The organism is Salmonella sp. A29-2 (genome assembly GCF_020150755.1).
GTDB lineage: Bacteria > Pseudomonadota > Gammaproteobacteria > Enterobacterales > Enterobacteriaceae > Salmonella > Salmonella enterica.
In genome coordinates this window covers 1406060-1429033 of record NZ_CP083731.1, presented here as the reverse complement: position 1 = coordinate 1429033, position 22974 = coordinate 1406060, and the positions used below count along the sequence as shown (strand labels likewise).

19 protein-coding genes and 6 tRNA genes are annotated in these 22974 nt (G+C 51.2%); 13 read left to right on the top strand and 12 right to left on the bottom strand.

Features of this window, described 5'->3' with window-relative positions:
* Positions 1 to 284: 284 nt before the first annotated feature.
* Complete coding sequence (gene pgtP / locus K8W53_RS06835; RefSeq protein ID WP_020437486.1) at positions 285 to 1676, top strand: phosphoglycerate transporter PgtP; 1392 nt, start codon at positions 285 to 287, stop codon at positions 1674 to 1676.
* A gap of 238 nt (positions 1677 to 1914) precedes the next feature.
* Here pgtP and K8W53_RS06830 read toward each other — a convergent pair whose 3' ends face one another.
* Complete coding sequence (locus tag K8W53_RS06830) at positions 1915 to 2157, bottom strand: YfdY family protein (RefSeq protein ID WP_000639889.1); 243 nt, start codon at positions 2155 to 2157, stop codon at positions 1915 to 1917.
* A gap of 521 nt (positions 2158 to 2678) precedes the next feature.
* Between K8W53_RS06830 and lpxP the strand changes: the two genes are divergently transcribed.
* Both lpxP and ypdK read left to right on the top strand, forming a co-directional pair.
* Positions 2679 to 3599: a kdo(2)-lipid IV(A) palmitoleoyltransferase gene (gene lpxP / locus K8W53_RS06825; protein ID WP_000484431.1), complete on the top strand. Its 921-nt coding sequence runs from the start codon at positions 2679 to 2681 to the stop codon at positions 3597 to 3599.
* A 402-nt stretch (positions 3600 to 4001) separates the two neighbouring features.
* Positions 4002 to 4073, top strand: a complete 72-nt coding sequence (gene ypdK / locus K8W53_RS06820) for a membrane protein YpdK (protein ID WP_010723117.1) — start codon at positions 4002 to 4004, stop codon at positions 4071 to 4073.
* A 49-nt stretch (positions 4074 to 4122) separates the two neighbouring features.
* Here the strand turns inward: ypdK and alaC are convergent, their stop codons facing one another.
* Together alaC and glk are read right to left on the bottom strand one after the other, a co-directional pair.
* On the bottom strand, positions 4123 to 5361 hold the full coding sequence (alaC, locus tag K8W53_RS06815) for an alanine transaminase (RefSeq protein WP_023224647.1): 1239 nt from the start codon (positions 5359 to 5361) through the stop codon (positions 4123 to 4125).
* Between the two features lie 720 nt (positions 5362 to 6081).
* Positions 6082 to 7047, bottom strand: a complete 966-nt coding sequence (gene glk, locus K8W53_RS06810; RefSeq protein WP_000170380.1) for a glucokinase — start codon at positions 7045 to 7047, stop codon at positions 6082 to 6084.
* Positions 7048 to 7250: 203 nt separating this feature from the next.
* Between glk and K8W53_RS06805 the strand changes: the two genes are divergently transcribed.
* Positions 7251 to 8486: an ion channel protein gene (locus tag K8W53_RS06805; protein ID WP_023224646.1), complete on the top strand. Its 1236-nt coding sequence runs from the start codon at positions 7251 to 7253 to the stop codon at positions 8484 to 8486.
* Between the two features lie 19 nt (positions 8487 to 8505).
* Here the strand turns inward: K8W53_RS06805 and K8W53_RS06800 are convergent, their stop codons facing one another.
* Positions 8506 to 10158, bottom strand: coding sequence for an alpha-keto acid decarboxylase family protein (locus K8W53_RS06800; RefSeq protein ID WP_023224645.1), 1653 nt, complete (start codon positions 10156 to 10158; stop codon positions 8506 to 8508).
* 179 nt (positions 10159 to 10337) lie between these two features.
* Here K8W53_RS06800 and mgrA point away from each other — a divergent pair, with 179 nt between their 5' ends.
* Together mgrA and ypeC are read left to right on the top strand one after the other, a co-directional pair.
* Positions 10338 to 11336, top strand: coding sequence for an L-glyceraldehyde 3-phosphate reductase (gene mgrA, locus K8W53_RS06795; RefSeq protein WP_023224644.1), 999 nt, complete (start codon positions 10338 to 10340; stop codon positions 11334 to 11336).
* A 113-nt stretch (positions 11337 to 11449) separates the two neighbouring features.
* The gene (gene ypeC / locus K8W53_RS06790) at positions 11450 to 11776 is read left to right on the top strand and encodes a DUF2502 domain-containing protein YpeC (protein WP_000490091.1); all 327 of its coding nucleotides are present in this window, start codon (positions 11450 to 11452) and stop codon (positions 11774 to 11776) included.
* Between the two features lie 60 nt (positions 11777 to 11836).
* On the opposite strand, the gene K8W53_RS06785 is transcribed toward ypeC, so the two are convergent.
* Positions 11837 to 13078 (bottom strand): Nramp family divalent metal transporter, encoded by a 1242-nt coding sequence (locus tag K8W53_RS06785; RefSeq protein WP_000131734.1) that lies wholly within the window; start codon positions 13076 to 13078, stop codon positions 11837 to 11839.
* Between the two features lie 342 nt (positions 13079 to 13420).
* Here K8W53_RS06785 and nupC point away from each other — a divergent pair, with 342 nt between their 5' ends.
* Entirely contained in the window at positions 13421 to 14623 is a 1203-nt protein-coding gene (gene nupC, locus K8W53_RS06780; protein ID WP_000376343.1) for a nucleoside permease NupC, read from the top strand.
* A gap of 52 nt (positions 14624 to 14675) precedes the next feature.
* Here the strand turns inward: nupC and K8W53_RS06775 are convergent, their stop codons facing one another.
* From K8W53_RS06775 to K8W53_RS06765, 3 genes are all read right to left on the bottom strand, one after another.
* A complete protein-coding gene (locus K8W53_RS06775) occupies positions 14676 to 16865 on the bottom strand; it encodes a sensor domain-containing phosphodiesterase (RefSeq protein ID WP_001112941.1) in 2190 nt (729 codons plus the stop codon).
* Between the two features lie 190 nt (positions 16866 to 17055).
* Positions 17056 to 17131: transfer RNA gene (locus tag K8W53_RS06770), tRNA-Ala, on the bottom strand.
* A 42-nt stretch (positions 17132 to 17173) separates the two neighbouring features.
* Positions 17174 to 17249, bottom strand: a tRNA-Ala gene (locus K8W53_RS06765).
* 221 nt (positions 17250 to 17470) lie between these two features.
* On the opposite strand from K8W53_RS06765, the gene K8W53_RS06760 reads away from it, so the two are divergent.
* Together K8W53_RS06760 and K8W53_RS06755 are read left to right on the top strand one after the other, a co-directional pair.
* A complete protein-coding gene (locus K8W53_RS06760) occupies positions 17471 to 17833 on the top strand; it encodes a MerR family transcriptional regulator (protein WP_000472034.1) in 363 nt (120 codons plus the stop codon).
* A 1-nt stretch (position 17834) separates the two neighbouring features.
* Entirely contained in the window at positions 17835 to 18227 is a 393-nt protein-coding gene (locus tag K8W53_RS06755; RefSeq protein WP_000826514.1) for a MerR family transcriptional regulator, read from the top strand.
* A 53-nt stretch (positions 18228 to 18280) separates the two neighbouring features.
* On the opposite strand, the gene gltX is transcribed toward K8W53_RS06755, so the two are convergent.
* The gene (gene gltX, locus K8W53_RS06750) at positions 18281 to 19696 is read right to left on the bottom strand and encodes a glutamate--tRNA ligase (protein WP_000695623.1); all 1416 of its coding nucleotides are present in this window, start codon (positions 19694 to 19696) and stop codon (positions 18281 to 18283) included.
* A gap of 258 nt (positions 19697 to 19954) precedes the next feature.
* On the opposite strand from gltX, the gene K8W53_RS06745 reads away from it, so the two are divergent.
* The 4 genes from K8W53_RS06745 to K8W53_RS06730 all read left to right on the top strand — a co-directional run bounded on the left by K8W53_RS06745 (position 19955) and on the right by K8W53_RS06730 (position 20348).
* Positions 19955 to 20030 (top strand) — tRNA-Val (locus tag K8W53_RS06745).
* Between the two features lie 45 nt (positions 20031 to 20075).
* Positions 20076 to 20151: transfer RNA gene (locus tag K8W53_RS06740), tRNA-Val, on the top strand.
* A 41-nt stretch (positions 20152 to 20192) separates the two neighbouring features.
* Positions 20193 to 20268: transfer RNA gene (locus K8W53_RS06735), tRNA-Val, on the top strand.
* A gap of 4 nt (positions 20269 to 20272) precedes the next feature.
* A tRNA-Lys gene (locus K8W53_RS06730) sits at positions 20273 to 20348 on the top strand.
* Between the two features lie 214 nt (positions 20349 to 20562).
* Here K8W53_RS06730 and K8W53_RS06725 read toward each other — a convergent pair.
* From K8W53_RS06725 to K8W53_RS06715, 3 genes are read right to left on the bottom strand one after another with little or no spacing between them, the layout of a single operon-like run.
* Positions 20563 to 21447, bottom strand: a complete 885-nt coding sequence (locus tag K8W53_RS06725; RefSeq protein ID WP_000438889.1) for a LysR family transcriptional regulator — start codon at positions 21445 to 21447, stop codon at positions 20563 to 20565.
* A 51-nt stretch (positions 21448 to 21498) separates the two neighbouring features.
* A complete protein-coding gene (locus tag K8W53_RS06720) occupies positions 21499 to 21657 on the bottom strand; it encodes a XapX domain-containing protein (RefSeq protein ID WP_000658727.1) in 159 nt (52 codons plus the stop codon).
* Between the two features lie 58 nt (positions 21658 to 21715).
* Positions 21716 to 22972 carry a nucleoside permease gene (locus K8W53_RS06715; protein WP_000513241.1) on the bottom strand — a complete coding sequence of 419 codons (1257 nt, stop codon included), beginning with the start codon at positions 22970 to 22972 and terminating at the stop codon, positions 21716 to 21718.
* Positions 22973 to 22974: the final 2 nt, after the last annotated feature.

The window sequence follows — 22974 nt, the reverse complement described above, 5'->3', positions numbered from 1 at the left end:
AACGTTATTTGAATAATAACGGGTCCGTCGCCCGAAAACATCAATAAAGCGTATCAGATCACTGGCAGCAAATTTGTTAATATCCGCACATGCTAACGATAAAACGGCCATGCCAATAATTAAAGTTTCACCACACCCTTCAGGATGGGTCAAAAATAACCTTTAAATTCACCCAATTGAGTCAATTTTGACACATTTCTTCGACTTGAATTTTATTGTCACTCCTTTCACTCTACCGACAAAACCTCCTGATGTTCATCTCACTATAAAATACAGGTGACTCCATGTTAACAATATTAAAAACAGGGCAATCGGCGCATAAAGTCCCACCGGAAAAAGTCCAGGCTACGTATGGTCGATATCGTATACAGGCATTGTTAAGCGTATTTCTGGGATATCTCGCTTACTATATAGTCAGAAACAACTTCACATTATCGACGCCTTATTTAAAAGAGCAATTGGATCTCAGCGCTACGCAAATCGGCCTGCTGAGTAGCTGTATGCTTATTGCTTACGGAATCAGTAAAGGCGTAATGAGCAGTCTGGCGGATAAAGCCAGCCCAAAAGTCTTCATGGCGTGCGGTCTGGTACTCTGCGCGATTGTTAACGTTGGGCTGGGATTCAGTAGCGCATTCTGGATATTTGCCGCTCTGGTGGTCTTCAATGGCCTTTTTCAGGGCATGGGCGTCGGCCCCTCGTTTATTACCATTGCAAACTGGTTCCCTCGTCGGGAACGCGGACGCGTAGGCGCCTTCTGGAATATCTCGCATAACGTTGGCGGCGGGATCGTCGCGCCTATCGTCGGTGCGGCTTTTGCGATATTGGGCAACGAACACTGGCAAAGCGCCAGTTATATCGTTCCGGCCTGCGTCGCCGTCATTTTTGCCTTAATTGTTCTGGTCTTGGGAAAAGGTTCGCCGCGCGAAGAAGGTCTTCCCTCCCTGGAACAGATGATGCCGGAAGAAAAAGTCATACTGAAAACGAAGAATACGGCAAAAGCGCCGGAAAATATGAGCGCATGGCAAATCTTCTGTACTTATGTGCTGCGCAATAAAAATGCCTGGTATATTTCGCTGGTGGATGTCTTCGTCTATATGGTGCGGTTTGGCATGATTAGCTGGTTGCCTATCTATCTGTTGACAGTAAAACACTTTTCAAAAGAACAGATGAGCGTCGCGTTTCTCTTTTTCGAGTGGGCGGCGATTCCCTCTACGCTACTGGCAGGCTGGCTGTCAGATAAACTGTTTAAGGGCCGCAGAATGCCGTTAGCCATGATTTGCATGGCGCTGATTTTTGTCTGTCTGATCGGATACTGGAAAAGTGAATCTTTGCTGATGGTAACGATTTTCGCCGCCATTGTAGGTTGTCTGATTTACGTCCCGCAATTCCTCGCGTCCGTACAGACAATGGAGATAGTCCCCAGCTTTGCCGTAGGTTCCGCCGTCGGTTTACGTGGGTTCATGAGCTATATTTTCGGCGCCTCGTTGGGCACCAGCCTGTTTGGCGTCATGGTGGATAAACTGGGCTGGTACGGCGGATTTTATCTGCTGATGGGCGGCATCGTGTGCTGCATTCTATTCTGTTACCTCTCCCATCGCGGCGCGCTGGAACTGGAACGCCAGCGCCAGAATGCGTTACATAATCAGGACTCACTGCAGCTTGCGGACGCGCAATAAACGATTAGCCTTCCCGGGGAACAGAAGCGCCGACATTGTCGGCGCTATCTATTCGCTGACATCGTGTATACCCAAAATAATTCGAGTTGCTTAAAGGCGGCAAGGGAGTGAGTCCCCAGGAGCATAGATAACGATGTGGCTGGGGTGAGCGACGTCCCGTCAGGGCGAGGCCCATGAATGGGCCGAGTAATCCGTAGCCAACGCATAAGCAACTTGAAGTATGAAGGGTATGTACTGACTAACGCTTACCGTATCCCACCATAAAGCGAATAATTAACCCACATGCCGGTGCAAGAAAAAGCAATAATCCGCTAACGATGTCATCGCCATCCTGCAGCCATACATTGAGTAAATAAATCAGCGCGGCAAGGATAACCATTCCCGTAAATGAAGAAACCGCGGAAAAAGCCCCCATCACCTGACCGATATAGCCACTCACGGCAAGTATACTTATTGCAAGAAATGTCCATAAATAGATCATCTATAATACCTCCTGTCTATGGCAAGGCTTCCATATAGCCTTACGGTCCCTCTCACTTCTCCTTTAAGATAAACCTTATCAGCCCGTCATTTCCATAACATTTATCTCACATTTTATTTTTTTAATCATTTTTCAATGACCTTCGTCTGAAATAAAATTATCACTGTAAAAACAATGCATTAAAAATAATGATTAGCTTATTTTTGCTACGGGAGAAATATTTACGCTTCTTGATAAAGAATTTCTGGGCGCGAGTAAATAACTGGTGGTACATTAGCCTGCCTGGCGTTCATGCCCTCGTGGTTTAGTACTGACTTAGTTTTACACTCCTTACGGGAACCATTGTCGTACATGATGGCCTAACTATACGCAAATCATTCAAGTTACCCTGATGAGCTTACTCAAGTAAGTGCTTCGGATAAGCGAACGCAACTTGAAGGATGATGCGTATTTCAGAGTGTACCGCTGCGGATAATGACTCTTCTGCGATACATTATTTTCGTATCTACAGAAGGTATTTTATGTTTCCTCAAAGCAAATTTTCACGCGCGTTTTTGCACCCGCGCTACTGGCTGACGTGGTTTGGCGTTGGCGTCCTCTGGTTACTGGTGCAGCTTCCCTACCCGGTTTTGCGTTTTCTGGGCACCCGCACCGGTAAGCTGGCGCGCCCTTTCCTGAAGCGACGTGAGTCGATCGCTCAGAAAAATATTGAACTCTGTTTTCCGACCCTCTCCCGGGAAGAAAGGGAAAAACTGATCGCCGAGAATTTCCACTCTCTTGGCATGGCGCTGCTTGAAACGGGCATGGCCTGGTTCTGGCCTGATAGCCGGGTTCGCAAATGGTTTGATGTGGACGGGCTGGACAACCTCACCCGTGCGCAGGCGCAAAATCGCGGCGTAATGGTCGTTGGCGTGCATTTTATGTCGCTGGAATTGGGAGGCCGGGTAATGGGTCTCTGCCAGCCGATGATGGCGACCTATCGTCCGCATAACAACCCGCTCATGGAGTGGGTGCAGACGCGCGGTCGTATGCGCTCAAATAAAGCGATGATCGGCAGAAACAATCTGCGCGGCATTGTGGGCGCGCTAAAAAAAGGGGAAGCCGTTTGGTTTGCTCCCGACCAGGACTACGGCCCTAAAGGCAGCTCCTTTGCGCCATTTTTCGCGGTTGAAAACGTCGCCACCACCAACGGCACCTATGTACTGTCCAGGCTGTCCGGCGCCGCCATGCTGACCGTTACAATGGTCAGGAAATCCGATAACTCGGGTTATCGTCTGTATATTACCCCTGAAATGGAAGGTTACCCGGCAGATGAAAATCAAGCCGCTGCCTATATGAATAAAATTATTGAGAAAGAGATCATGCGCGCCCCGGAGCAATATCTCTGGATCCATCGTCGTTTCAAGACTCGCCCATTGGGGGAAGCGTCACTCTACATCTGAAAAAGGCCGCAAGGCCTTTTATTTTGTCATTTCGCATTGCCATAATATTCATATCGTAAATTACTCATTCCTGCTTTCAGCGATAAGTCTCCTGTTTACAGGCGATTTTTTACTGTGTCGGCGGCGTCGCTCAATAGCGATTCATCACTGTCAGAAATTAAACTGTCGCCGATTCCCGACACTTGTAAGTTACTAAAAGTAAATAAGAAAATGCCTCTTGTTTCACCTCATTTTTAGGCGTACATTAGCGCCGTCTGGAGCGATGACGCGCAGAATTCTGAGGTGATGCAGGCGGTCGAAACACGAATAATTCTCAATTTCGTATTGTCCGGCATCAACTCTCTATAATCAGGTAAGTGTAAGTTCATTTAGGCGTACGACAGGTACGCGGAGAGATGAAACGTGAAATATTTCTTTATGGGCATTTCATTTATGGTCATCGTTTGGGCCGGTACTTTCGCCCTGATGATTTAAAAGTACAATGCAAAGAAAAACAGGAGCCATGGGGCTCCTGTTTGTTTTTCTACTCCGTGCTCGCCTCAACGGGTTTTGGATGTGACGGCAGCACGCCATCGGCGCGGAACATCGCTTTAATCCCTCTGACGGCCTGGCGAATGCGGTCGCGATTCTCTATTAATGCAAAGCGTACATGGGTGTCGCCATAGTCACCAAAGCCTATCCCTGGAGAAACGCAAACCTTCGCCTCATTCAGCAGCTTCTTGGCAAACTCAAGCGACCCCATCGCCGCATATTGCTCCGGGATTTTCGCCCAGACGTACATTGAGGCTTTCGGCATTTCAACCATCCAGCCCGCCTCATGCAACCCCTTCACCAGCACATCGCGACGACGTTTATACTGCTCGGCGATATCGCGCACGCACTGCTGATCGCCTTCCAGAGCGGCGATAGCCGCCACCTGAAGCGGGGTAAAGGTGCCATAATCGTGATAACTTTTAATGCGCGCCAGCGCGCTGACCAGGGTTTTATTGCCCACCATAAACCCAATACGCCAGCCCGCCATATTATAGCTTTTCGACAGTGTGAAAAATTCAACCGCCACGTCGCGCGCGCCGGCCACCTGCATAATGGATGGCGCTTTCCAGCCGTCGTACACGATATCGGCATACGCCAGATCGTGCACCACCAGCACATCATAACGTTTAGCCAGAGCGACCACTTTTTCAAAAAATTCCAGTTCGACGCACTGGGCCGTAGGGTTAGATGGAAAACCCAAAATCATCATTTTCGGTTTCGGATAACTTTCGCGAATAGCACGCTCCAGCTCGTTGAAGAAATCCACCCCCTCTACCAATGGAACCGAACGCACCTGCGCCCCGGCGATAACGGCGCCATAGATATGAATTGGGTAACTGGGGTTCGGCACCAGAACCGTATCGCCATGATCCAGCGTCGCCAGCATTAAATGCGCCAGCCCCTCTTTGGAACCGATGGTCACAATCGCTTCGGTTTCCGGATCGATATCGACATCATAACGTTCCTGATACCAGTGAGAAATCGCGCGGCGTAAACGCGGTATGCCGCGGGACGTGGAATAACCGTGCGTATCCGGACGCTGCGCGACGGTGCAAAGTTTTTCGACAATGTGGGGAGGGGTTGCGCCATCAGGATTACCCATACTGAAATCAATAATATCTTCGCCGCGCCGACGCGCAGCCATTTTGAGTTCAGCGGTGATGTTAAAAACATAGGGCGGAAGGCGATCGATACGCGTAAAGCGACGTTCAGGGCGGAAGTCAGCCATAATATCCTCAGATTAACGTTAGCGCCCGGACCGTCCGAGCGACGCTGCCACGATGGTGGCTCCTTTAGAAAATAGCCTGAAAATTTTCTTCCTGTCGAGAGGCTAATGAAAATATTTTTAGCGACAAAAAAGAGGAACAAGCGTAAAAACTTACTTTTTAAGCGTGTCAGTTATAGCATCAAACAAATCATATTATTAACAAATTGATATCATTGAATTTACGTAACGTGGCGCAGCCGACGATAATTTCCTGTCAATAAACCTTATCTCAAATAATCCCCTTTTGATTTTGTGGTTTTTCCTCTTTAACCAAAATCCTTACTAATGATAATGGTATTCGATCATGTCATATTGCGGTGTTTTTCAGGGACATTTCCCCGAAAATGAGGATCCTTTCCGGCAAGCTGCCGCGATGAAACCGTAAATAAGGCAGCGAACCGGATACGTATAGTAAAATAAATCCCTGTTTTCGCCTGACTAACCGCCATGACATGATGACTCAACGCGCTGGTGTTTGACCTTTCGCTCAGCAAGAGTAAAGTGAAATAATTCAGACAGTTGAAGCATTCATGCACAGGAAAGGCAATGAAAAAAGCCGCGTGAGGCACGCGGTTTGAGACTGGCAAGAGAATGTTTCATTGCCTGATGACGCTGCGCTTATCAGGCCTACAGATGACACACTATTGTAGGCCGGATAAGGCGTTTATGCCGCCATCTGGCTTATAGAATATGACCTAATGTCTGGCGCAGATGCGCGCCGGAACCTAACAAGCCAGGATTATCATGGACAATCAGATAGACCGGAATACCGTGTACATAATCTTTAAAGCGGCCTTTATCTTCAAAGCCACCACGGAAGCCGGACGCTTTAAAAAATTCCAGGAAGCGCGGGACAATACCGCCAGCGATATAAACGCCGCCAAATGTCCCCATGGTTAACGCCAGATCGCCGCCAAATCGCCCCATGATGACGCAAAAGAGCGACAACGCGCGGCGACAATCGATACAGCTATCCGCCAGGGCGCGTTCGGTAATATCTTTCGGGCGCAGATTTTCCGGCAGACGGTTGTCGGACTTAACAATCGCCCGGTAAAGATTCACCAGCCCCGGGCCAGACAGCACGCGCTCGGCGGAAACGTGGCCAATTTCGGCGCGCAATATTTCCAGAATCATAGCTTCTTCTTCGCTATTAGGCGCAAAATCGACATGCCCGCCTTCGCCCGGAAGGCTAATCCAACGCTTATCCACGTGCACCAGATGCGCCACGCCCAAGCCGGTTCCCGCGCCATACACCGCAATAGGTTTGCCGTCTACCGGTTCGCCGCCGCCGAACTGAATTAAATGCTCTTTTTTCAGCATCGGGATCGCCATCGACACGGCGGTGAAATCGTTGATAATTTCCAGATGGCTAAAGCCGAGATTTTTTTTCATTTCCGCAATAGAAAAAGCCCAGGTATGGTTAGTCATCGCTACCCAGTCACCGGTAATCGGGCAGGCTATGGCGATACAACCATCTTCCACGCTGACGCTATGCTCATCGAGATAAACGCGCACCACGGCCTCAAGACTCGGATAATCCAGGCCGGAATACGTTTTGGCCTGCGAGATTTCTCCACTGGCGATATCACACAGGGCAAGACGCGCATTCGTGCCGCCTACATCTCCTACTAAAGCATACTTTGTCATTCTTCTACTGCTCCGCTAAAGTCAAAATAAGTCTTTGTCACACTGTAAATTCATGGGGGCATAACAACAACGGCCATCAGGCTGACTGCCTATAAATATAGATCTTCATCACAGAATTACTTTCTTGTTTCAGCACCAATTGCAGCAATGCCGTCGGGCAGGCTGTGCAAAATAGGTATACGACCCCGTGTAAGGAAGAGATTATGTTCCACCCGCGTGCCCGAACGATGCTGCTGCTGTCGCTCCCCGCGCTGATTATTGGCGTAGCGTCAAGCCTGGTTTTAATCGCTGCGATGAAAGTCGCGTCGGTTTTTCAGCAATTTCTTTGGCAACGACTGCCCGCCAGCATCGGCATCGCTTATGATTCGCCGTTCTGGATAGTGGGTATGCTCACGCTAACCGGGATCGTGGTGGGTTTGATTATCCGTTACAGTCCCGGACACGCTGGCCCCGATCCGGCCATCGAACCGTTAATCAGTATGCCGGTCTCGCCATCTGCGCTGCCCGGGCTGCTTCTCGCCTTAATCATCGGCCTTGCTGGTGGGGTAAGTTTGGGGCCAGAGCATCCGATAATGACAATAAATATCGCGCTGGCGGCGGCTTTCGGCTCCCGCCTGTTTCCGCGTATCACGGCGTTAGACTGGACGATTCTGGCCTCAGCGGGCACCATCGGCGCGCTGTTCGGCACGCCCGTCGCCGCAGCGCTGATTTTTTCGCAAACACTTAGCGTCTCTAACGATATTCCCATGTGGGATCGCCTGTTTGCGCCGTTAATGGCGGCAGCGGCGGGGTCACTCACCACCAGCCTGTTCTTTCATCCGCATTTTTCGTTACCCATCGCCCATTACACGCAGATGCGGCTGGTGGACATTGCCAGCGGAGCGATCGTCGCGGCGATCGCCATTGCTGCAGGGATGGTCGCCGTCTGGTGCCTTCCGCGTGTGCATGAGTTGCTGCACCGACTAAAAAATCCAGTCCTGATTCTCGGCATTGGCGGTTTTATACTGGGTATTCTGGGCGTCATTGGCGGGCCGCTTACCCTGTTTAAAGGCCTGGACGAAATGCAACAAATGGCGTTTAGCCAGACGTTGGGCGCGGGAGATTATTTTACCTTAGCCGTCGTCAAACTCGCCGCGCTGGTCATCGCGGCGGCGAGCGGCTTTCGCGGCGGGCGCATTTTTCCGGCTGTGTTTATCGGCGCGGCGCTGGGGCTCATGCTCCATGCCCATGTTGAGGCCGTACCCGCGGCGATTACCGTCTCCTGCGCGATTCTTGGCTTAGTGCTGGTAGTGACGCGTGACGGCTGGCTCAGTCTGTTTATGGCGGCAGTCGTCGTACCGGATACCAATCTGCTGCCGCTGCTCTGCATTGTGATGCTCCCCGCCTGGCTATTGCTGGCGGGAAAACCGTTGCTGGCCGCCAACCGTCACGAACCCTAATCCGGCGCAGCGGGGGCCATTATCCCCCGTTGCGGGCTTCCAGCGCCCGGGTCACGGTACGCAGTAATTCCGGCAGATCGGCTTTTGGCAACATCACTTCAATAAATGACAGACGTTGTGGGCGCGCCAGACGTTCGAGGACCTCCGCCAGTTGGATAGCCTGCGTCACCCGCCAGCACTCCGCCTGTTGCGCCGCGTTTAGCGCCGGTGGTATCTGCGTCCAGTTCCAGCTCGCGATGTCGTTATACCGCTGGGCCGCGCCGTGAATGGCGCGCTCTACGGTATAGCCGTCATTGTTGAGCAGCAGGATGACCGGCGCCTGCCCGTCGCGTAACATCGAGCCCATCTCCTGAATCGTGAGCTGCGCCGCGCCATCGCCGATAATCAGAATCACCCGCCGATCGGGACAGGCGGTTTGCGCGCCAAACGCGGCGGGCAAGGAATAGCCGATAGACCCCCACAGCGGCTGTACCACAACTTCCGCGCCGTCAGGAAGCGACAGCGCGGCAGCGCCAAAGGCGGCGGTCCCCTGGTCGACAAGGACAATATCGCCCGGTTTGAGATACTGCTGTAAGGTTTGCCAGAAGCTTTCCTGGGTCAGTTCTCCCTTATCAATCCGCACTGGCTGTCCGGCGGAACGCGTCGGCGGCGGCGCAAAAGCGCATTCAAGGCACAGTTCGCGCAGCGTAGACACCGCCTGCGCCATCGGGAGGTTGAACCAGGTTTCGCCGATGCGCGACGCGTAAGGCTGAATCTCCAGCGTGCGTTCCGCCGGCAATTGTTGAGTAAATCCGGCCGTAAGGGTATCGACAAAACGGGTGCCGACGCAGATAACCCTATCGGCGTCCTCTATGGCCTGACGCACTTCTTTGCTGCTGGCGCCTGCGCTATAGGTGCCAACGAAGTTCGGGTGCTGTTCATCAAAAAGCCCCTTCCCCATCAGTAGTGTCGCATGAGCGATGGGCGTTTCCGCCATCCAGCGCTGCAACAGTGGTCGTAAACCAAAACGCCCGGCAAGAAAGTCGGCCAATAGCGCAATGCGCCGACTGTTCATCAGGCACTGACGGGCGTGGTAACGAAAAGCCGTCTCCACGCCGCTTTGCGCTTCATGCACGGGCAACGCCAGCGCCTGCGTAGGCGGGATGGCCGTTTTTTTCGCCACGTCGGCGGGCAACATGATGTATCCTGGCCTGCGTGCGGCAAACATTTCACCCAATACGCGGTCAATCTCGAAGCAGGCGTTCTGTTCATCCAATATTGCGCTGGCAGCGGATATCGCCTGACTCATGCGATAAAAATGACGAAAATCTCCGTCACCGAGGGTATGGTGCATCAATTCGCCCCGCTGCTGCGCAGCGCTACAGGGCGCGCCGACGATATGCAAGACCGGGACATATTCCGCGTAACTGCCCGCGATACCGTTAATAGCGCTAAGTTCTCCCACGCCAAAGGTGGTGAGTAGCGCTCCAGCGCCCGACATGCGCGCATAACCGTCCGCGGCATAAGCGGCGTTCAGCTCATTGGCGCATCCCACCCAACGCAAGGTCGGGTGGTCAATCACATGGTCAAGAAACTGCAAGTTATAATCGCCCGGTACGCCAAAAAGATGGCCAATGCCGCATCCTGCCAGTCTGTCCAGCAAATAGTCGGCCACGGTATAGGGGTTTTGCATGACAGCTTTCCTTCTGACGTTGACATTATGTTGAGTATTAAGGAATGCCGATGGCTGTCCAGCACGGCGGGGATGAAAGCCTGGAAAACAATGTTTACAGCGGCAAACAGTAAAAGCCGGATACCGCCTGGCGAGTGTAACCGTATACACTATTTATTCACGCCACAGGGGGAAAGGTCATGATTTATCAGCCCGATGAAAATCGTTATCACACAATGGAGTATCGTCGCTGCGGGCGCAGCGGCATCAAACTTCCCGCCATTTCACTGGGGTTATGGCACAACTTCGGCGATGCGACACGGGTAGAAAATAGCCGGGCGCTGCTGCAACGCGCGTTCGATCTGGGCATTACCCACTTTGATCTCGCCAATAATTATGGGCCGCCGCCGGGCTCCGCAGAATGCAATTTTGGCCGCATTCTGCAGGAAGATTTTTTACCGTGGCGTGATGAATTGATCATCTCCACCAAAGCGGGCTACACCATGTGGGATGGCCCTTATGGCGACTGGGGTTCACGGAAATACCTTATCGCCAGCCTCGATCAAAGCCTGAAACGTATGGGGCTGGAGTATGTCGATATCTTTTATCACCATCGTCCCGATCCCGAAACGCCGCTTAAAGAGACGATGAAAGCGTTAGATCACCTTGTGCGCCAGGGCAAAGCGTTGTACGTGGGGATCTCTAACTATCCTGCCGATCTGGCCAGACAAGCTATCGATATTCTGGAGGATCTCGGCACGCCTTGCCTGATTCATCAGCCTAAATATTCGCTTTTTGAGCGTTGGGTAGAGGACGGGCTGCTGGCGCTGTTGCAGGAAAAGGGCGTCGGTAGTATTGCCTTCTCGCCGCTGGCGGGCGGGCAGCTCACTGACCGTTATTTGAATGGCATTCCGGAAGATTCCCGCGCGGCGAGCGGAAGCCGTTTCCTTAAACCAGAACAGATTACCGCCGACAAACTGGAAAAAGTTCGCCGGTTGAATGAACTGGCCGCGCAACGGGGCCAAAAATTGTCTCAGATGGCGCTCGCCTGGGTGCTGCGTAACGATAACGTTACCTCGGTACTGATTGGCGCCAGCAAACCGTCGCAAATCGAAGATGCCGTGGGAATGCTGGCCAATCGCCGTTTTTCGGCGGCGGAATGTGCAGAAATTGACGCTATTCTGGAGGGCCGGTTTTAGCAAAAAATGCTCTCCTTCATGATTTAAGAGTTAAGGCGATGAAACAAATCTTTACTGCTTTGTAATATTGCATTAACAGGCCGGCGACGGCTCGATCGTGAAGGAGAGAAAGTATGTTCAGGTCACTGATTCTGGCGGCAGCCTTGCTGGCTTTTACACCGCTTGCCGCGAATGCGGGCGAAATCACCCTGTTGCCCTCAATAAAATTACAGATTGGCGATCGCGATGATTACGGTAACTACTGGGACGGTGGTCGCTGGCGCGACCGTGATTACTGGCACAACCATTATGAATGGCGTAAAAATCGCTGGTGGCGCCATGACAACGGCTATCATCGCGGCTGGGATAAGCGTAAAGCGTATGAACGCGGTTATCGGGAAGGCTGGCGCGATCGCGACGATCATCGCGGGCGAGGCCGGGGTCACAAACATCATCACTAAGTCTTCTGCTGAATAACAGCCCGATGACGCCCACGCATCGGGCCTGCTATCTTTCTGTCTTTATGACAATCCCATCACCGTTCCAACCAGCAACCAGATATTCAGGGCGACGACCAGCACGACAATTATCCAGCCAATCTGTTTTACCCGCCGCGTGTTCACCAGCTCGCCCATTAGCGTAGCGTTACTGGTGAAAATCAGGAGCGGCACCAGCGCCAGCGCAATACCAAAACTCAGCAGCACCTGACTCATCACCAGAATTCGGGTAGGGTCCAGCCCCATCAAAATCACAATAAATGAGGGCAGCATGGTAATGGTGCGCCGTACCCACAGCGGAATGTGAAAACGAACAAACCCTTGCATCACCACCTGCCCCGCCAGAGTCCCTACCACAGTGGAGGAAAGCCCTGCCGCTACCAGACTAAGACCAAACACCGTTGCCGCCGCATGGCTTAGTAACGGTTCCAGCGTCAGGTATGCCTGATCGAGGTCGGCGATGCCGGTGTGGCCGCTAAAATGAAACGCCGCCGCGGCGGTCGCCATCATTGCCAGATTGACAAAACCGGCAATCGTCATAGCAATAGCGACATCCCATTTCGTTGCTGAGTACCGTTGTTGCCGCGTTCCGCCGTGCAGATGCTGTGTTAATGACGAGTGTAGATAAATCACGTGCGGCATAATCGTCGCGCCAAGCACGCCGGCGGCTAAGAATACGGCTTCCGGGTTCGGTAGCGCCGGGATAACCATTCCTTTGCCGAGCTGCGCCATATCAGGCTGAGAGAAAAACAGCTCCACAATGTAAGCAGCGGCGACAAAAAGCAGTAAACCGCCGATGACTTTTTCAAGCGGTTTTTGACCGCGGCGTTGTAACATTAAAATCAGAAACGTCGCGATACCGGTCAATACCGCGCCCTGTAATAAAGAGACGCCCAGGATCAGCTTAAAACCTATTGCCGCGCCGATAAATTCAGCTAAATCGGTGGCCATCGCGATGATTTCCGCCTGTACCCAGTAAAACCAGACTACCGGGCGCGGATAATGGTCGCGAATTTGCTCCGCCAGGTTCTTGCCCGTGGCGATTCCGAGTTTTGCCGAGAGGATTTGAATCAGCATCGCCATCAGGTTCGCCCAGACCACCACCCAGAGTAGCTGGTAGCCAAAGCTGGCGCCAGCCTGAATATTGGTCGCGAAGTTACCAGGATCGATATAACCAATCGCGGCAATGAACGCAGGTCCCATTAATGCGAGCCTTAGCTTGCGCGCCGCCCGTCCGCTGCTATTCTCTACGCGATTGTCAGTCATCTTTTGCCTCAAAAACATAGCCTTTGCTATGTTTCATGCTATGTTTATTGATAATGATTATCAAGTGCATTTCAATGGGTACGGGTGATTACTTTGATAGTGTGAAACGATAGACCGATACGATGACGACCTGTATCAGAACAGTTTGGCTTAACATTACAAGATTAGCACACTGATATAACTTTTCATTTTCATATTCAGTACAGTAAAAGTGTATTACAGATCACTAATTTTGAATCTCGTCACAGGTCCTTATTATAGTGTGTGTTGGATCTCGTTTTCTTTACAGCTGTTGCATAGAATGTGCACGAAAATTAAACCTGCCTCATATTTGGAGCAAATATGGACCGCGTCCTTCATTTTGTCCTGGCGCTTGCCGTTGTTGCGGTACTCGCACTGCTGGTTAGCAGCGACCGTAAAAAAATTCGCATTCGTTACGTCATTCAGTTACTTGTTATCGAAGTATTACTGGCCTGGTTCTTCCTGAACTCGGATGTTGGCCTTGGCTTCGTAAAAGGTTTCTCCGAGATGTTTGAAAAACTGCTCGGATTTGCCAACGAAGGGACAAACTTCGTCTTCGGCAGTATGAACGATCAAGGTTTGGCGTTCTTCTTCCTGAAAGTATTGTGCCCGATTGTCTTTATTTCCGCGTTGATCGGTATTCTCCAGCATATCCGTGTTCTGCCAGTGGTCATCCGCGCTATTGGTTTCCTGCTGTCCAAAGTAAACGGTATGGGCAAACTGGAGTCTTTTAACGCCGTCAGCTCGCTGATCCTCGGTCAGTCTGAGAACTTTATCGCTTATAAAGATATCCTCGGCAAAATGTCCCGTAACCGCATGTACACCATGGCTGCAACGGCGATGTCGACCGTTTCCATGTCTATTGTGGGCGCGTATATGACCATGCTGGACCCTAAATATGTGGTCGCAGCGCTGGTTCTGAACATGTTCAGCACCTTTATCGTTCTATCGCTGATCAACCCCTATACCGTTGATGCCAGCGAAGAAAATATTCAGATGTCGAACCTGCATGAAGGCCAAAGTTTCTTCGAAATGCTGGGCGAGTACATTCTGGCAGGTTTTAAAGTGGCGATTATCGTCGCGGCGATGCTGATCGGCTTCATCGCGCTGATCGCGGCGCTGAACGCGCTGTTCGCAACGGTTACCGGTTGGTTCGGCTACAGCATCTCCTTCCAGGGCATTCTGGGTTACATCTTCTACCCGGTCGCATGGGTAATGGGCGTACCGTCCAGTGAAGCGCTGCAGGTAGGAAGTATCATGGCGACCAAACTGGTTTCCAACGAATTCGTGGCGATGATGGATCTGCAGAAAATCGCCTCTACCCTCTCTCCACGCGCTGAAGGCATTATCTCCGTCTTCCTGGTGTCCTTCGCGAACTTCTCTTCCATCGGTATTATTGCGGGCGCGATTAAAGGCCTGAACGAAGAGCAAGGCAACGTGGTTTCCCGTTTTGGTCTGAAACTGGTTTACGGTTCTACGCTGGTGAGCGTACTGTCCGCCTCTATCGCGGCGCTGGTGCTGTAAGTCTGCGTTTAATGTAGAAACCGGGGAGCTATCCCCGGTTTTTTTATGCCGCTTATTTACCTAACGGGCGCGGGCGGCCAATCAGATATCCCTGCAAACTGTGTACGCCAAGCTGCAATAGCAGATCGCGCTGCGCAGGCGTTTCAACAAACTCAGCCACGACGCTCAACGATTTCGCTTTCGCTAAATCAGTGATGGATTTCACGATCATCGCATCCAGGGAGTCCGTCAGAATATCTTTTACGAAACAGCCGTCGATTTTAATGATGTCCGCCTTGAGGCGTTTTAGCCGTTCATAGTTTGCATAACCGGTGCCGAAATCATCAATGGCGATTTTTAGGCCAAACTTACGCAGCTGGTTGATATTGTGCATACTGATTTCGGAATGAGAGAAGGCCTGTTCTTCAGTAATTTCGATGATGACCGAAGCAGGCGGGACGCCATAGCGTTTAAAAAGCTGCATAATGCGCGACGCCGTCTCTTTTTGCAGCAGCGTCAGCGGCATCAAATTAACCGAAAAACGCGCCCCCTGCTCCGCCGAAGGATGCGCGGACAACCATTGCAGGAGCGCTTCCATCACCTGCATATCAAACCGTACGCTCAGGTTAAACTGGGCGATAAGCGGAATGAACTGATTCGGCATCATGATACCGTCGTCGCACCGAAGCCGCGTCAGAATCTCGTCATACCCTTTTCCCTGCGCGTCGCGAATGGGTTGCGCATACAAAACCAGCGCGCCGCGCTCCAGCGCCTGACGGATTTTCTGCAACCGTAGCACCCGTTCCGTCGTCTGCCCGGAAGCGGCTTCAATACTCTGGGTCAGTGCAAGCACCCGACGATGCGAGCAGGATTGCTCCGCCAGCCAGCTTAATTGCCCCAACAGCGGTTGCAAGGTTTCCTGGCGACCATCGAATGTTCCCCACGATGCGCCGTATTCCATGTCCAGACCGGTATTGTTCCAGTAAATTTTGCGGTTATTAAGCACATTGAGCATATATTGCAGGCGGGCTTCCGTCTCCGGTCCCGTCAATACCAGCAATAATTCACTGCCCGGCAGATGGAAAATTTTCTCCTTTTCCAGCAGCAGCGGCTGCAACACGCGAAACACCTCGCGTTCGCAATGCACGCGCATCTGCATACCGTAATGACGGCTCAGAAATTCCAGGTTTTCCATGCGTAGATAACACACGCTTTGCCCGGCATCCTGTAAAAGAAACTGCTCCAGCGCGCGCAGGTTAGGCAGTTGCGTCAACGGATCGGTCAATGCCTGCGAGTGCCACTGTCGATTCAACCATTCGCTACGCTGATTAATCCGCGCCATGTACAACAAACAAATACTAAAAGAAATGAGAACTGAAAGGATAAATGCCAGCGAATATTCTGAGCCCACGCCCTGCAGAAAATTGCGGTTATAGCTAAGCAGGAATAGCGCAGTGAGAGCCCAACTAAAATTCAACAGCGGATAGCTGATTTTCCCCACGCCGATGGTAAATCCAATGAACAGAACCGGCACCAGATAGCCAGCAATATACTTTGTCTCGAAAGGCGTACACAGCACCGCTAATAGCGTCGCCAGAGTGGCAAACCAGAGAAGCGTAAACAGGCGTTTTTCTTTGGCGAGATAAGGAGCGACATCCCTCCGCCAGAAAATACGAATATAGTGCGGGCTGACTATCATCCGCAGCGGATAATAGAAAAAGAGGGTAAAAATAAGCGCGGCAGAAATCAGACTCAATAAATCAACAATCGAGAAAATAGCGGTGCCGGTGCCAAAGAAGGTAGAGATGGTCACCGGGAAAGCCAGGTAATGCCCCGCCAGATGCATACTGATTTTTATGCCAAACGGCGTCATTAACCCTAACCAGAAAACTCGTAGCCAGATGCCTTGGTTGGGTATTCCGTAGCGCCAGCGCGCGCCCAGCTGCCAGCGTACGATAGCGCAAACCAGCAACACGGGAAACGTCTGGCAAAATAGCAGCACCATCGCCTGTGGCAGAGGTAAATGAAAATTCCATTCATTAGTCAACATCATTCCGCCTACCATCGGCGCGACGCCACGGCGGCCAAATAAGAACAGCACGGAAAACATGACGCAGAGCGGTAGCCAGGCCAGAAAGATATAGCTGGAATCAATTGTGGCGCGGGGAGAAATGAGACGAGATAGCAGAATAGCCGGAACGGTCAGGCAGAAGGCCAGTAAGAATATTTTTATATTTTTTAATACGTTACACTTATCCGGCATTGCTTTAATGCTCACATCATTATATAAGGCGCATGAATAATAAGTATATTCGCATTATGAAGCAATCTAACAAAAGCTCATATTGACCGCAAAAGCAGCGGCAAACAAACGCACCTGAAGAGCAGATCAGAGGCCATAAATTTTGTGACAAAAAACAAAAACCCCCGCTTTTCAGCGAGGGTTCGAATGTTGGTGGAGCTAAGCGGGATCGAACCGCTGACCTCTTGCATGCCATGCAAGCGCTCTCCCAGCTGAGCTATAGCCCCATAGTGCTTTTACGTATACGCCAAATTTATCGGGAGTAAATTTGGTGGAGCTAAGCGGGATCGAACCGCTGACCTCTTGCATGCCATGCAAGCGCTCTCCCAGCTGAGCTATAGCCCCACTACGTAAAGCTTGTCGAGTTGACGGGCGGCATCATATGAATTCCCTCGGCATGTGTCAACGGCAAAATGAACTTGCCGAATTCAATCGCTGAAAAAGCATTCAAATAAAGGACATTGCGGCACAACTCGCATTCAGTAGTTAAACACGTCACGGTTTCGACTAAAATGGTGCTATAAAATGAACCACTAATTAACCCCACGACTATTCAGGGAATCGTTATGTTCAAGGAACGGATGACGCCAGAAGAACTCGCTAATCTCACCGGTTACAGCCGACAAACCATCAATAAATGGGTACGGAAAGAAGGCTGGGCAACATCGCCCAAACCTGGCGTCCAGGGCGGTAAAGCCCGTCTGGTTCATGTAAACGAACAGGTTCGTGAATATATCCGCAGCGCTGAACGTTCAGTTGACCATCACGCAGACACATTCACGCCTGCCAGCAACGCATCGCTTGAAGCGCTGCTCATGACGCTTGCCAAAGAGATGACCTCATCCGAGCAGAAACAGTTTACCTCTCTCCTCGTGCGTGAAGGGATTACCGGTTTGTTACAACGCTTAGGGATACGCGATAGCAAATAATATGAAAAGATTACGCAGTAAAATGACCACTGAAGAGCTGGCTGAATGCCTCGGCGTGGCCAGACAAACCGTCAATCGCTGGATCAGAGAACAACACTGGAAAACCGAAAAATTTCCCGGCGTCAAAGGCGGACGCGCAAGACTCATCCATATTGATGCCAGCGTGCGGGAGTTTATTCTCAATATTCCGGCTTTTCGCAAACTGCCTGCGTTTTATCAGGCGGAAGAGGCTTTCGCAGAATATGCGAACGCGGCGCACAGTCACGCTTATCGACAAATTATTGATGCCGTTGAAAATATGTCTGCTCAGGAGCAGGAAAAACTGGCGCTGTTTTTATCGCGGGAAGGTATTCGCGGATTTCTGACGCGTTTAGGTATCAATGAGGCGGACTAACAAAGAATAAACGGCAGGCGTCTGCCCTGCCGTTTATTCTGTTTCAGCTGGCGTTACTGCTGACTTTCACGCTCGGCGATAAAGCCCAGCGCTTTGTTGATACGCTCAATGCTGCGGGTTTTACCAATCGCATGTACGGTGACATCCAGCGCAGGCGACTGCCCGGCACCGGTCACAGCCACACGCAGCGGCATCCCTACTTTACCCATCCCCACTTCCAGCTCATCCGCCGTGGCCTGAATCGCGTGGTGGACGTTTTCTGCTGACCAGTCCGTAATCGCCGACAGCTTGTCGCGCACCACTTCCAGCGGCTGACGCGCTACCGGGCGGAGGTGTTTTTTCGCCGCATCGGCGTCAAACTCGCTGAAGTCTTCATAGAAGTAGCGGCAGCTCTGCGCCATCTCTTTCAGAGTTTTGCAGCGCTCGCCCAGCAGTTTCACCAGTTCAGCAAGCTGCGGGCCGTTACGGGTGTCGATATTTTCCTGCTCGATATGCCACTGCAAATGCGTCGCCACATATTCCGGCGCCAGCGTATTGATATAGTGGTGGTTCAGCCACAGCAGTTTATCGGTGTTGAACGCGCTCGCAGACTTGCTCACCGCACCGAGGGAGAACAGTTTAATCATCTCTTCGCGGGTGAAGATCTCCTGATCGCCGCTGGACCAGCCCAGGCGCACCAGATAGTTCAGCAACGCTTCCGGCAGATAACCGTCATCGCGATACTGCATCACGCTCACCGCACCGTGACGTTTAGACAGCTTTTTACCGTCGTCGCCGTTAATCATCGACACATGCGCGTACATCGGCACCGGCGCGTTTAACGCTTTCAGAATGTTAATCTGGCGCGGAGTATTGTTGATATGGTCTTCGCCACGAATCACATGGGTAATTTCCATATCCCAGTCGTCAACCACCACACAGAAGTTGTAGGTCGGGGAACCGTCGGTACGACGAATGATCAGATCGTCCAGTTCCTGATTGCTGAATTCGATCGGGCCACGGATCTGATCATCAAAAATAACGGAACCGTCCTGCGGGTTGGCAAAGCGCACCACGCATGGCTCATCGTCGGCATGATGTTCGTGACTGTGACGGCAACGCCCGTCATAACGCGGCTTCTCGCCTTTCGCCATCTGATCTTCACGCAGTTGCTCCAGACGCTCTTTAGAGCAGTAGCATTTATAGGCTGTTCCCGCCTCCAGCATCTCGTCAATCACCGCGTTATAGCGATCAAAACGTTTGGTCTGGAAATATGGGCCTTCGTCCCATTCCAGGTTCAGCCAGTTCATACCATCCATGATGGCTTCAATGGCTTCCGGCGTGGAACGCTCAAGATCGGTGTCTTCAATACGCAGCACGAACTCACCGCCGTGGTGACGTGCGAAAAGCCAGGAATAAAGAGCAGTACGCGCGCCGCCGACGTGCAGATAACCTGTCGGGCTAGGCGCGAAGCGAGTTTTGATTTTCATGAAATGGCCTTACGTTTATAAAGATGCCGACAACCGGCAAATCCTGGAAAGATGAATAGCCTTGTATTCTATCACTGTGGCTTGATTCCTCAATGTTGATCCGGTCAGAACGCTGCGCTTTGCTATTTCCGTATAGAAATCATGCAGTGCGGGGTAATTCACGATCGTTTTGTTTAATTTTACGACGAACAAACAAAAACTTTAGAAAATGCGTTGACTCATTTTCAACTCTCCCTATAATGCGACTCCACACAGCGGGGGTGATTAGCTCAGCTGGGAGAGCACCTCCCTTACAAGGAGGGGGTCGGCGGTTCGATCCCGTCATCACCCACCAACTACTTTATGTAGTCTCCGCCGTGTAGATAAGAAATTGAGAAGTGGGTGATTAGCTCAGCTGGGAGAGCACCTCCCTTACAAGGAGGGGGTCGGCGGTTCGATCCCGTCATCACCCACCACTTTCTCGCCAGCTAAATTTCTTATTGTGAAGTACCGAAGTGGGTGATTAGCTCAGCTGGGAGAGCACCTCCCTTACAAGGAGGGGGTCGGCGGTTCGATCCCGTCATCACCCACCACTTCGGGTCGTTAGCTCAGTTGGTAGAGCAGTTGACTTTTAATCAATTGGTCGCAGGTTCGAATCCTGCACGACCCACCAATGTAAAAAAGCGCCCTAAAGGCGCTTTTTTGCTATCTGCGATTTATAAGATTCGAACCTGCCGCAGGTTCGGGTCTTGCCTGATGCGCTGCGCTTATCAGGCCTACAGACGACACCGCACACGTAGGCCGGATAAGACGTTAATCGCCATCCGGCACAGACGACACCGCACACGTAGGCCGGATAAGACGTTAGTCGCCATCCGGCACAGACATCATACCGTCAACGCCGCCACCAGTTTCTCCAGTGCTGGCGTTGCCTGCTGCTGGTCATACACAATATACAAATCCGCCGGAATACGTTCCTCTAACGGACGGAACACCACACCCGGCCAGCTCATTTGCGCATAGCCATCAGCCATCAGCGTAATCCCGATCCCCATACTGATCATCGCCAACACCGTTTGCGGCTCAACCACTTCCCGAATAATCATTGGCGAGAAACCCGCCTGTTGGCATACACGTTGTAAAAATCCCCAATCAGAATGTACGGAAGGCAACGTAACAAAATATTCATTGCGCAACGCCGACAGCGGCACAGAATCTCTGGATGCCAGATCGTGATCTTCCGGAACTGCAACCATGAATGCAGATTCATGCAAACGTATGCTGGTAAAACCGACTGCCGGTTCGATAGCCATACGCCAGATCCCTGCATCAAGTTCCCGACGCTCTAACAACGCCATTTGCATACCTGGAGACTTTTCGCGAAAAAGTACTTCAACATTGGGATTTACTTTCAAAAAGTGACGCATCGCAGGACGCATTCTTCCCCACAGCGCCGTACCAACCACACCCAGTTCAATGCGCCCCGCTTCACCGCGACCAATCTGCTCCACTCGCGCCAGCGCCTGATTTGCATTGGCTAACAAGCGACGTGACTCCTCCATTAAAACTTTCCCGGCATGGGTTAATGCAACGCTGCGGGAATGACGAATAAACAGCAATGTACCCAGTTGCTGTTCAAGTTCTTTGATATGGATACTCAAGGGAGGTTGTGACATATTTAACCGGGCAGCAGCCCGGCCAAAATGCAATTCTTCTGCAACAGCGAGGAAATAACGTAATAGCTTTAGATCAATACGATGGGCTCGTTCCATCACTATCGCACTCCAGGAATATGGGATAACGTCTGGAATTTACCATATTACCTAGTAAAAAATAGATTTAACGACAAGATACCCAATATACATAAATACAATAGATAAAACCCCGGGTAAAACATTTGGTGCAGGAATAGGTATACGGCATAAAGTAAAAAATGCGCCAATACCAAATCCAATACCGGAGGAGAGAATAATTTCTTTCATGCTGTGTCCTTGTTCATAAAAATGGACTGGCGAACATCCTCTCGCCAGTCAAATAAAATTAATGTGCTAATGATTTGGTCGACAATTTTTCTGGATGGTGCTGATATTTAAAGAACAATGCAAAAATAACGGCCAATGCCAGAGCGTAGGCGGCAAAAACCAGCCAGATGGTTTGCCAATCTTTTACGCCATCAATAGAAAAATAATCCACGGCCATACCGCTTAAAAGCGACCCAATCCACGCCCCCACGCCGTTAACCATGGTCATAAACAGCCCCTGCGCGCTGGCGCGAATACTTGAGTCCACCTCCTGCTCTACAAATACTGACCCTGAGATGTTGAAGAAATCAAATGCGCAGCCATAAACAATCATCGACAGCAGCAATAGAACAAAGCCAAACGGGGATGGATCGCCAAAGGCAAAGAAGCCGAAACGCAGCGTCCACGCCAGCATGCTCATCAGCATTACCGTTTTAATACCAAAGCGTTTAAGGAAGAACGGAATGGTGAGGATAAAGCCCACTTCCGCCATCTGCGAAACTGAAAGCAAGATAGAGGGATACTTCACCACAAAACTATCGGCAAACTCAGGATTACGGGCAAAATCATGCAGGAACGGATTACCGAAGACATTGGTAATTTGCAGCACCGCCCCCAACATCATCGCAAACAAAAAGAAGATTGCCATGCGTGGATTTTTAAACAGAACAAAAGCATCCAGTCCGAGCTTACTGGCAAGCGTGGTGTTCGCCTTCTTCTCGGCTACCGGAATTTTCGGTAACGTCAGCGCATACAGGGCCAGCAATAACGATGCGCCAGAAGCGATGTATAATTGCGCACTGCTCAGTTCCAGCCCCATCAGGCTCACCGTCCACATCGCAACAATAAAACCTATTGTGCCGAAAACGCGCACAGGCGGAAATGACGTTACCGGATCCTGACCTGCTTTCGCCAGACAGGAGTACGAAACGCTATTGGATAATGCAATCGTTGGCATATACGCCATCGCATTAACCAACATCACCCAGAACATCGTCTGGGGATCGGTAACGGTGGTGGCGTACAATAACGCCCCCGCGCAAACCAGATGGCAAAGCATGTAGGCTCGCTCAGCGCGCAGCCATTTATCAGCAATGATCCCCATAATGCCCGGCATGATAATCGCTGCCAGTCCTTTTGAGCTGTAGACCATACCGACATTCGCGCCGGTAAAATCCAGAGTGTTGATCATGTAAGAGCCCAGGGTAACCAGCCAGCTCCCCCAGATAAAATATTGCAAGAACGACATGACTTTTAAGCGGGACGTAATACCCATTT

Coding starts and splice junctions, on each gene's coding strand:
- pgtP (WP_020437486.1), top strand. CDS start 285: ATGTTAACAATATTAAAAACAGGGCAATCGGCGCATAAAGTCCCACCG.
- K8W53_RS06830 (WP_000639889.1), bottom strand. CDS start 2,157: ATGATCTATTTATGGACATTTCTTGCAATAAGTATACTTGCCGTGAGT.
- lpxP (WP_000484431.1), top strand. CDS start 2,679: ATGTTTCCTCAAAGCAAATTTTCACGCGCGTTTTTGCACCCGCGCTAC.
- alaC (WP_023224647.1), bottom strand. CDS start 5,361: ATGGCTGACTTCCGCCCTGAACGTCGCTTTACGCGTATCGATCGCCTT.
- glk (WP_000170380.1), bottom strand. CDS start 7,047: ATGACAAAGTATGCTTTAGTAGGAGATGTAGGCGGCACGAATGCGCGT.
- K8W53_RS06805 (WP_023224646.1), top strand. CDS start 7,251: ATGTTCCACCCGCGTGCCCGAACGATGCTGCTGCTGTCGCTCCCCGCG.
- K8W53_RS06800 (WP_023224645.1), bottom strand. CDS start 10,158: ATGCAAAACCCCTATACCGTGGCCGACTATTTGCTGGACAGACTGGCA.
- mgrA (WP_023224644.1), top strand. CDS start 10,338: ATGATTTATCAGCCCGATGAAAATCGTTATCACACAATGGAGTATCGT.
- ypeC (WP_000490091.1), top strand. CDS start 11,450: ATGTTCAGGTCACTGATTCTGGCGGCAGCCTTGCTGGCTTTTACACCG.
- K8W53_RS06785 (WP_000131734.1), bottom strand. CDS start 13,078: ATGACTGACAATCGCGTAGAGAATAGCAGCGGACGGGCGGCGCGCAAG.
- nupC (WP_000376343.1), top strand. CDS start 13,421: ATGGACCGCGTCCTTCATTTTGTCCTGGCGCTTGCCGTTGTTGCGGTA.
- K8W53_RS06775 (WP_001112941.1), bottom strand. CDS start 16,865: ATGCCGGATAAGTGTAACGTATTAAAAAATATAAAAATATTCTTACTG.
- K8W53_RS06760 (WP_000472034.1), top strand. CDS start 17,471: ATGTTCAAGGAACGGATGACGCCAGAAGAACTCGCTAATCTCACCGGT.
- K8W53_RS06755 (WP_000826514.1), top strand. CDS start 17,835: ATGAAAAGATTACGCAGTAAAATGACCACTGAAGAGCTGGCTGAATGC.
- gltX (WP_000695623.1), bottom strand. CDS start 19,696: ATGAAAATCAAAACTCGCTTCGCGCCTAGCCCGACAGGTTATCTGCAC.
- K8W53_RS06725 (WP_000438889.1), bottom strand. CDS start 21,447: ATGGAACGAGCCCATCGTATTGATCTAAAGCTATTACGTTATTTCCTC.
- K8W53_RS06720 (WP_000658727.1), bottom strand. CDS start 21,657: ATGAAAGAAATTATTCTCTCCTCCGGTATTGGATTTGGTATTGGCGCA.
- K8W53_RS06715 (WP_000513241.1), bottom strand. CDS start 22,972: ATGGGTATTACGTCCCGCTTAAAAGTCATGTCGTTCTTGCAATATTTT.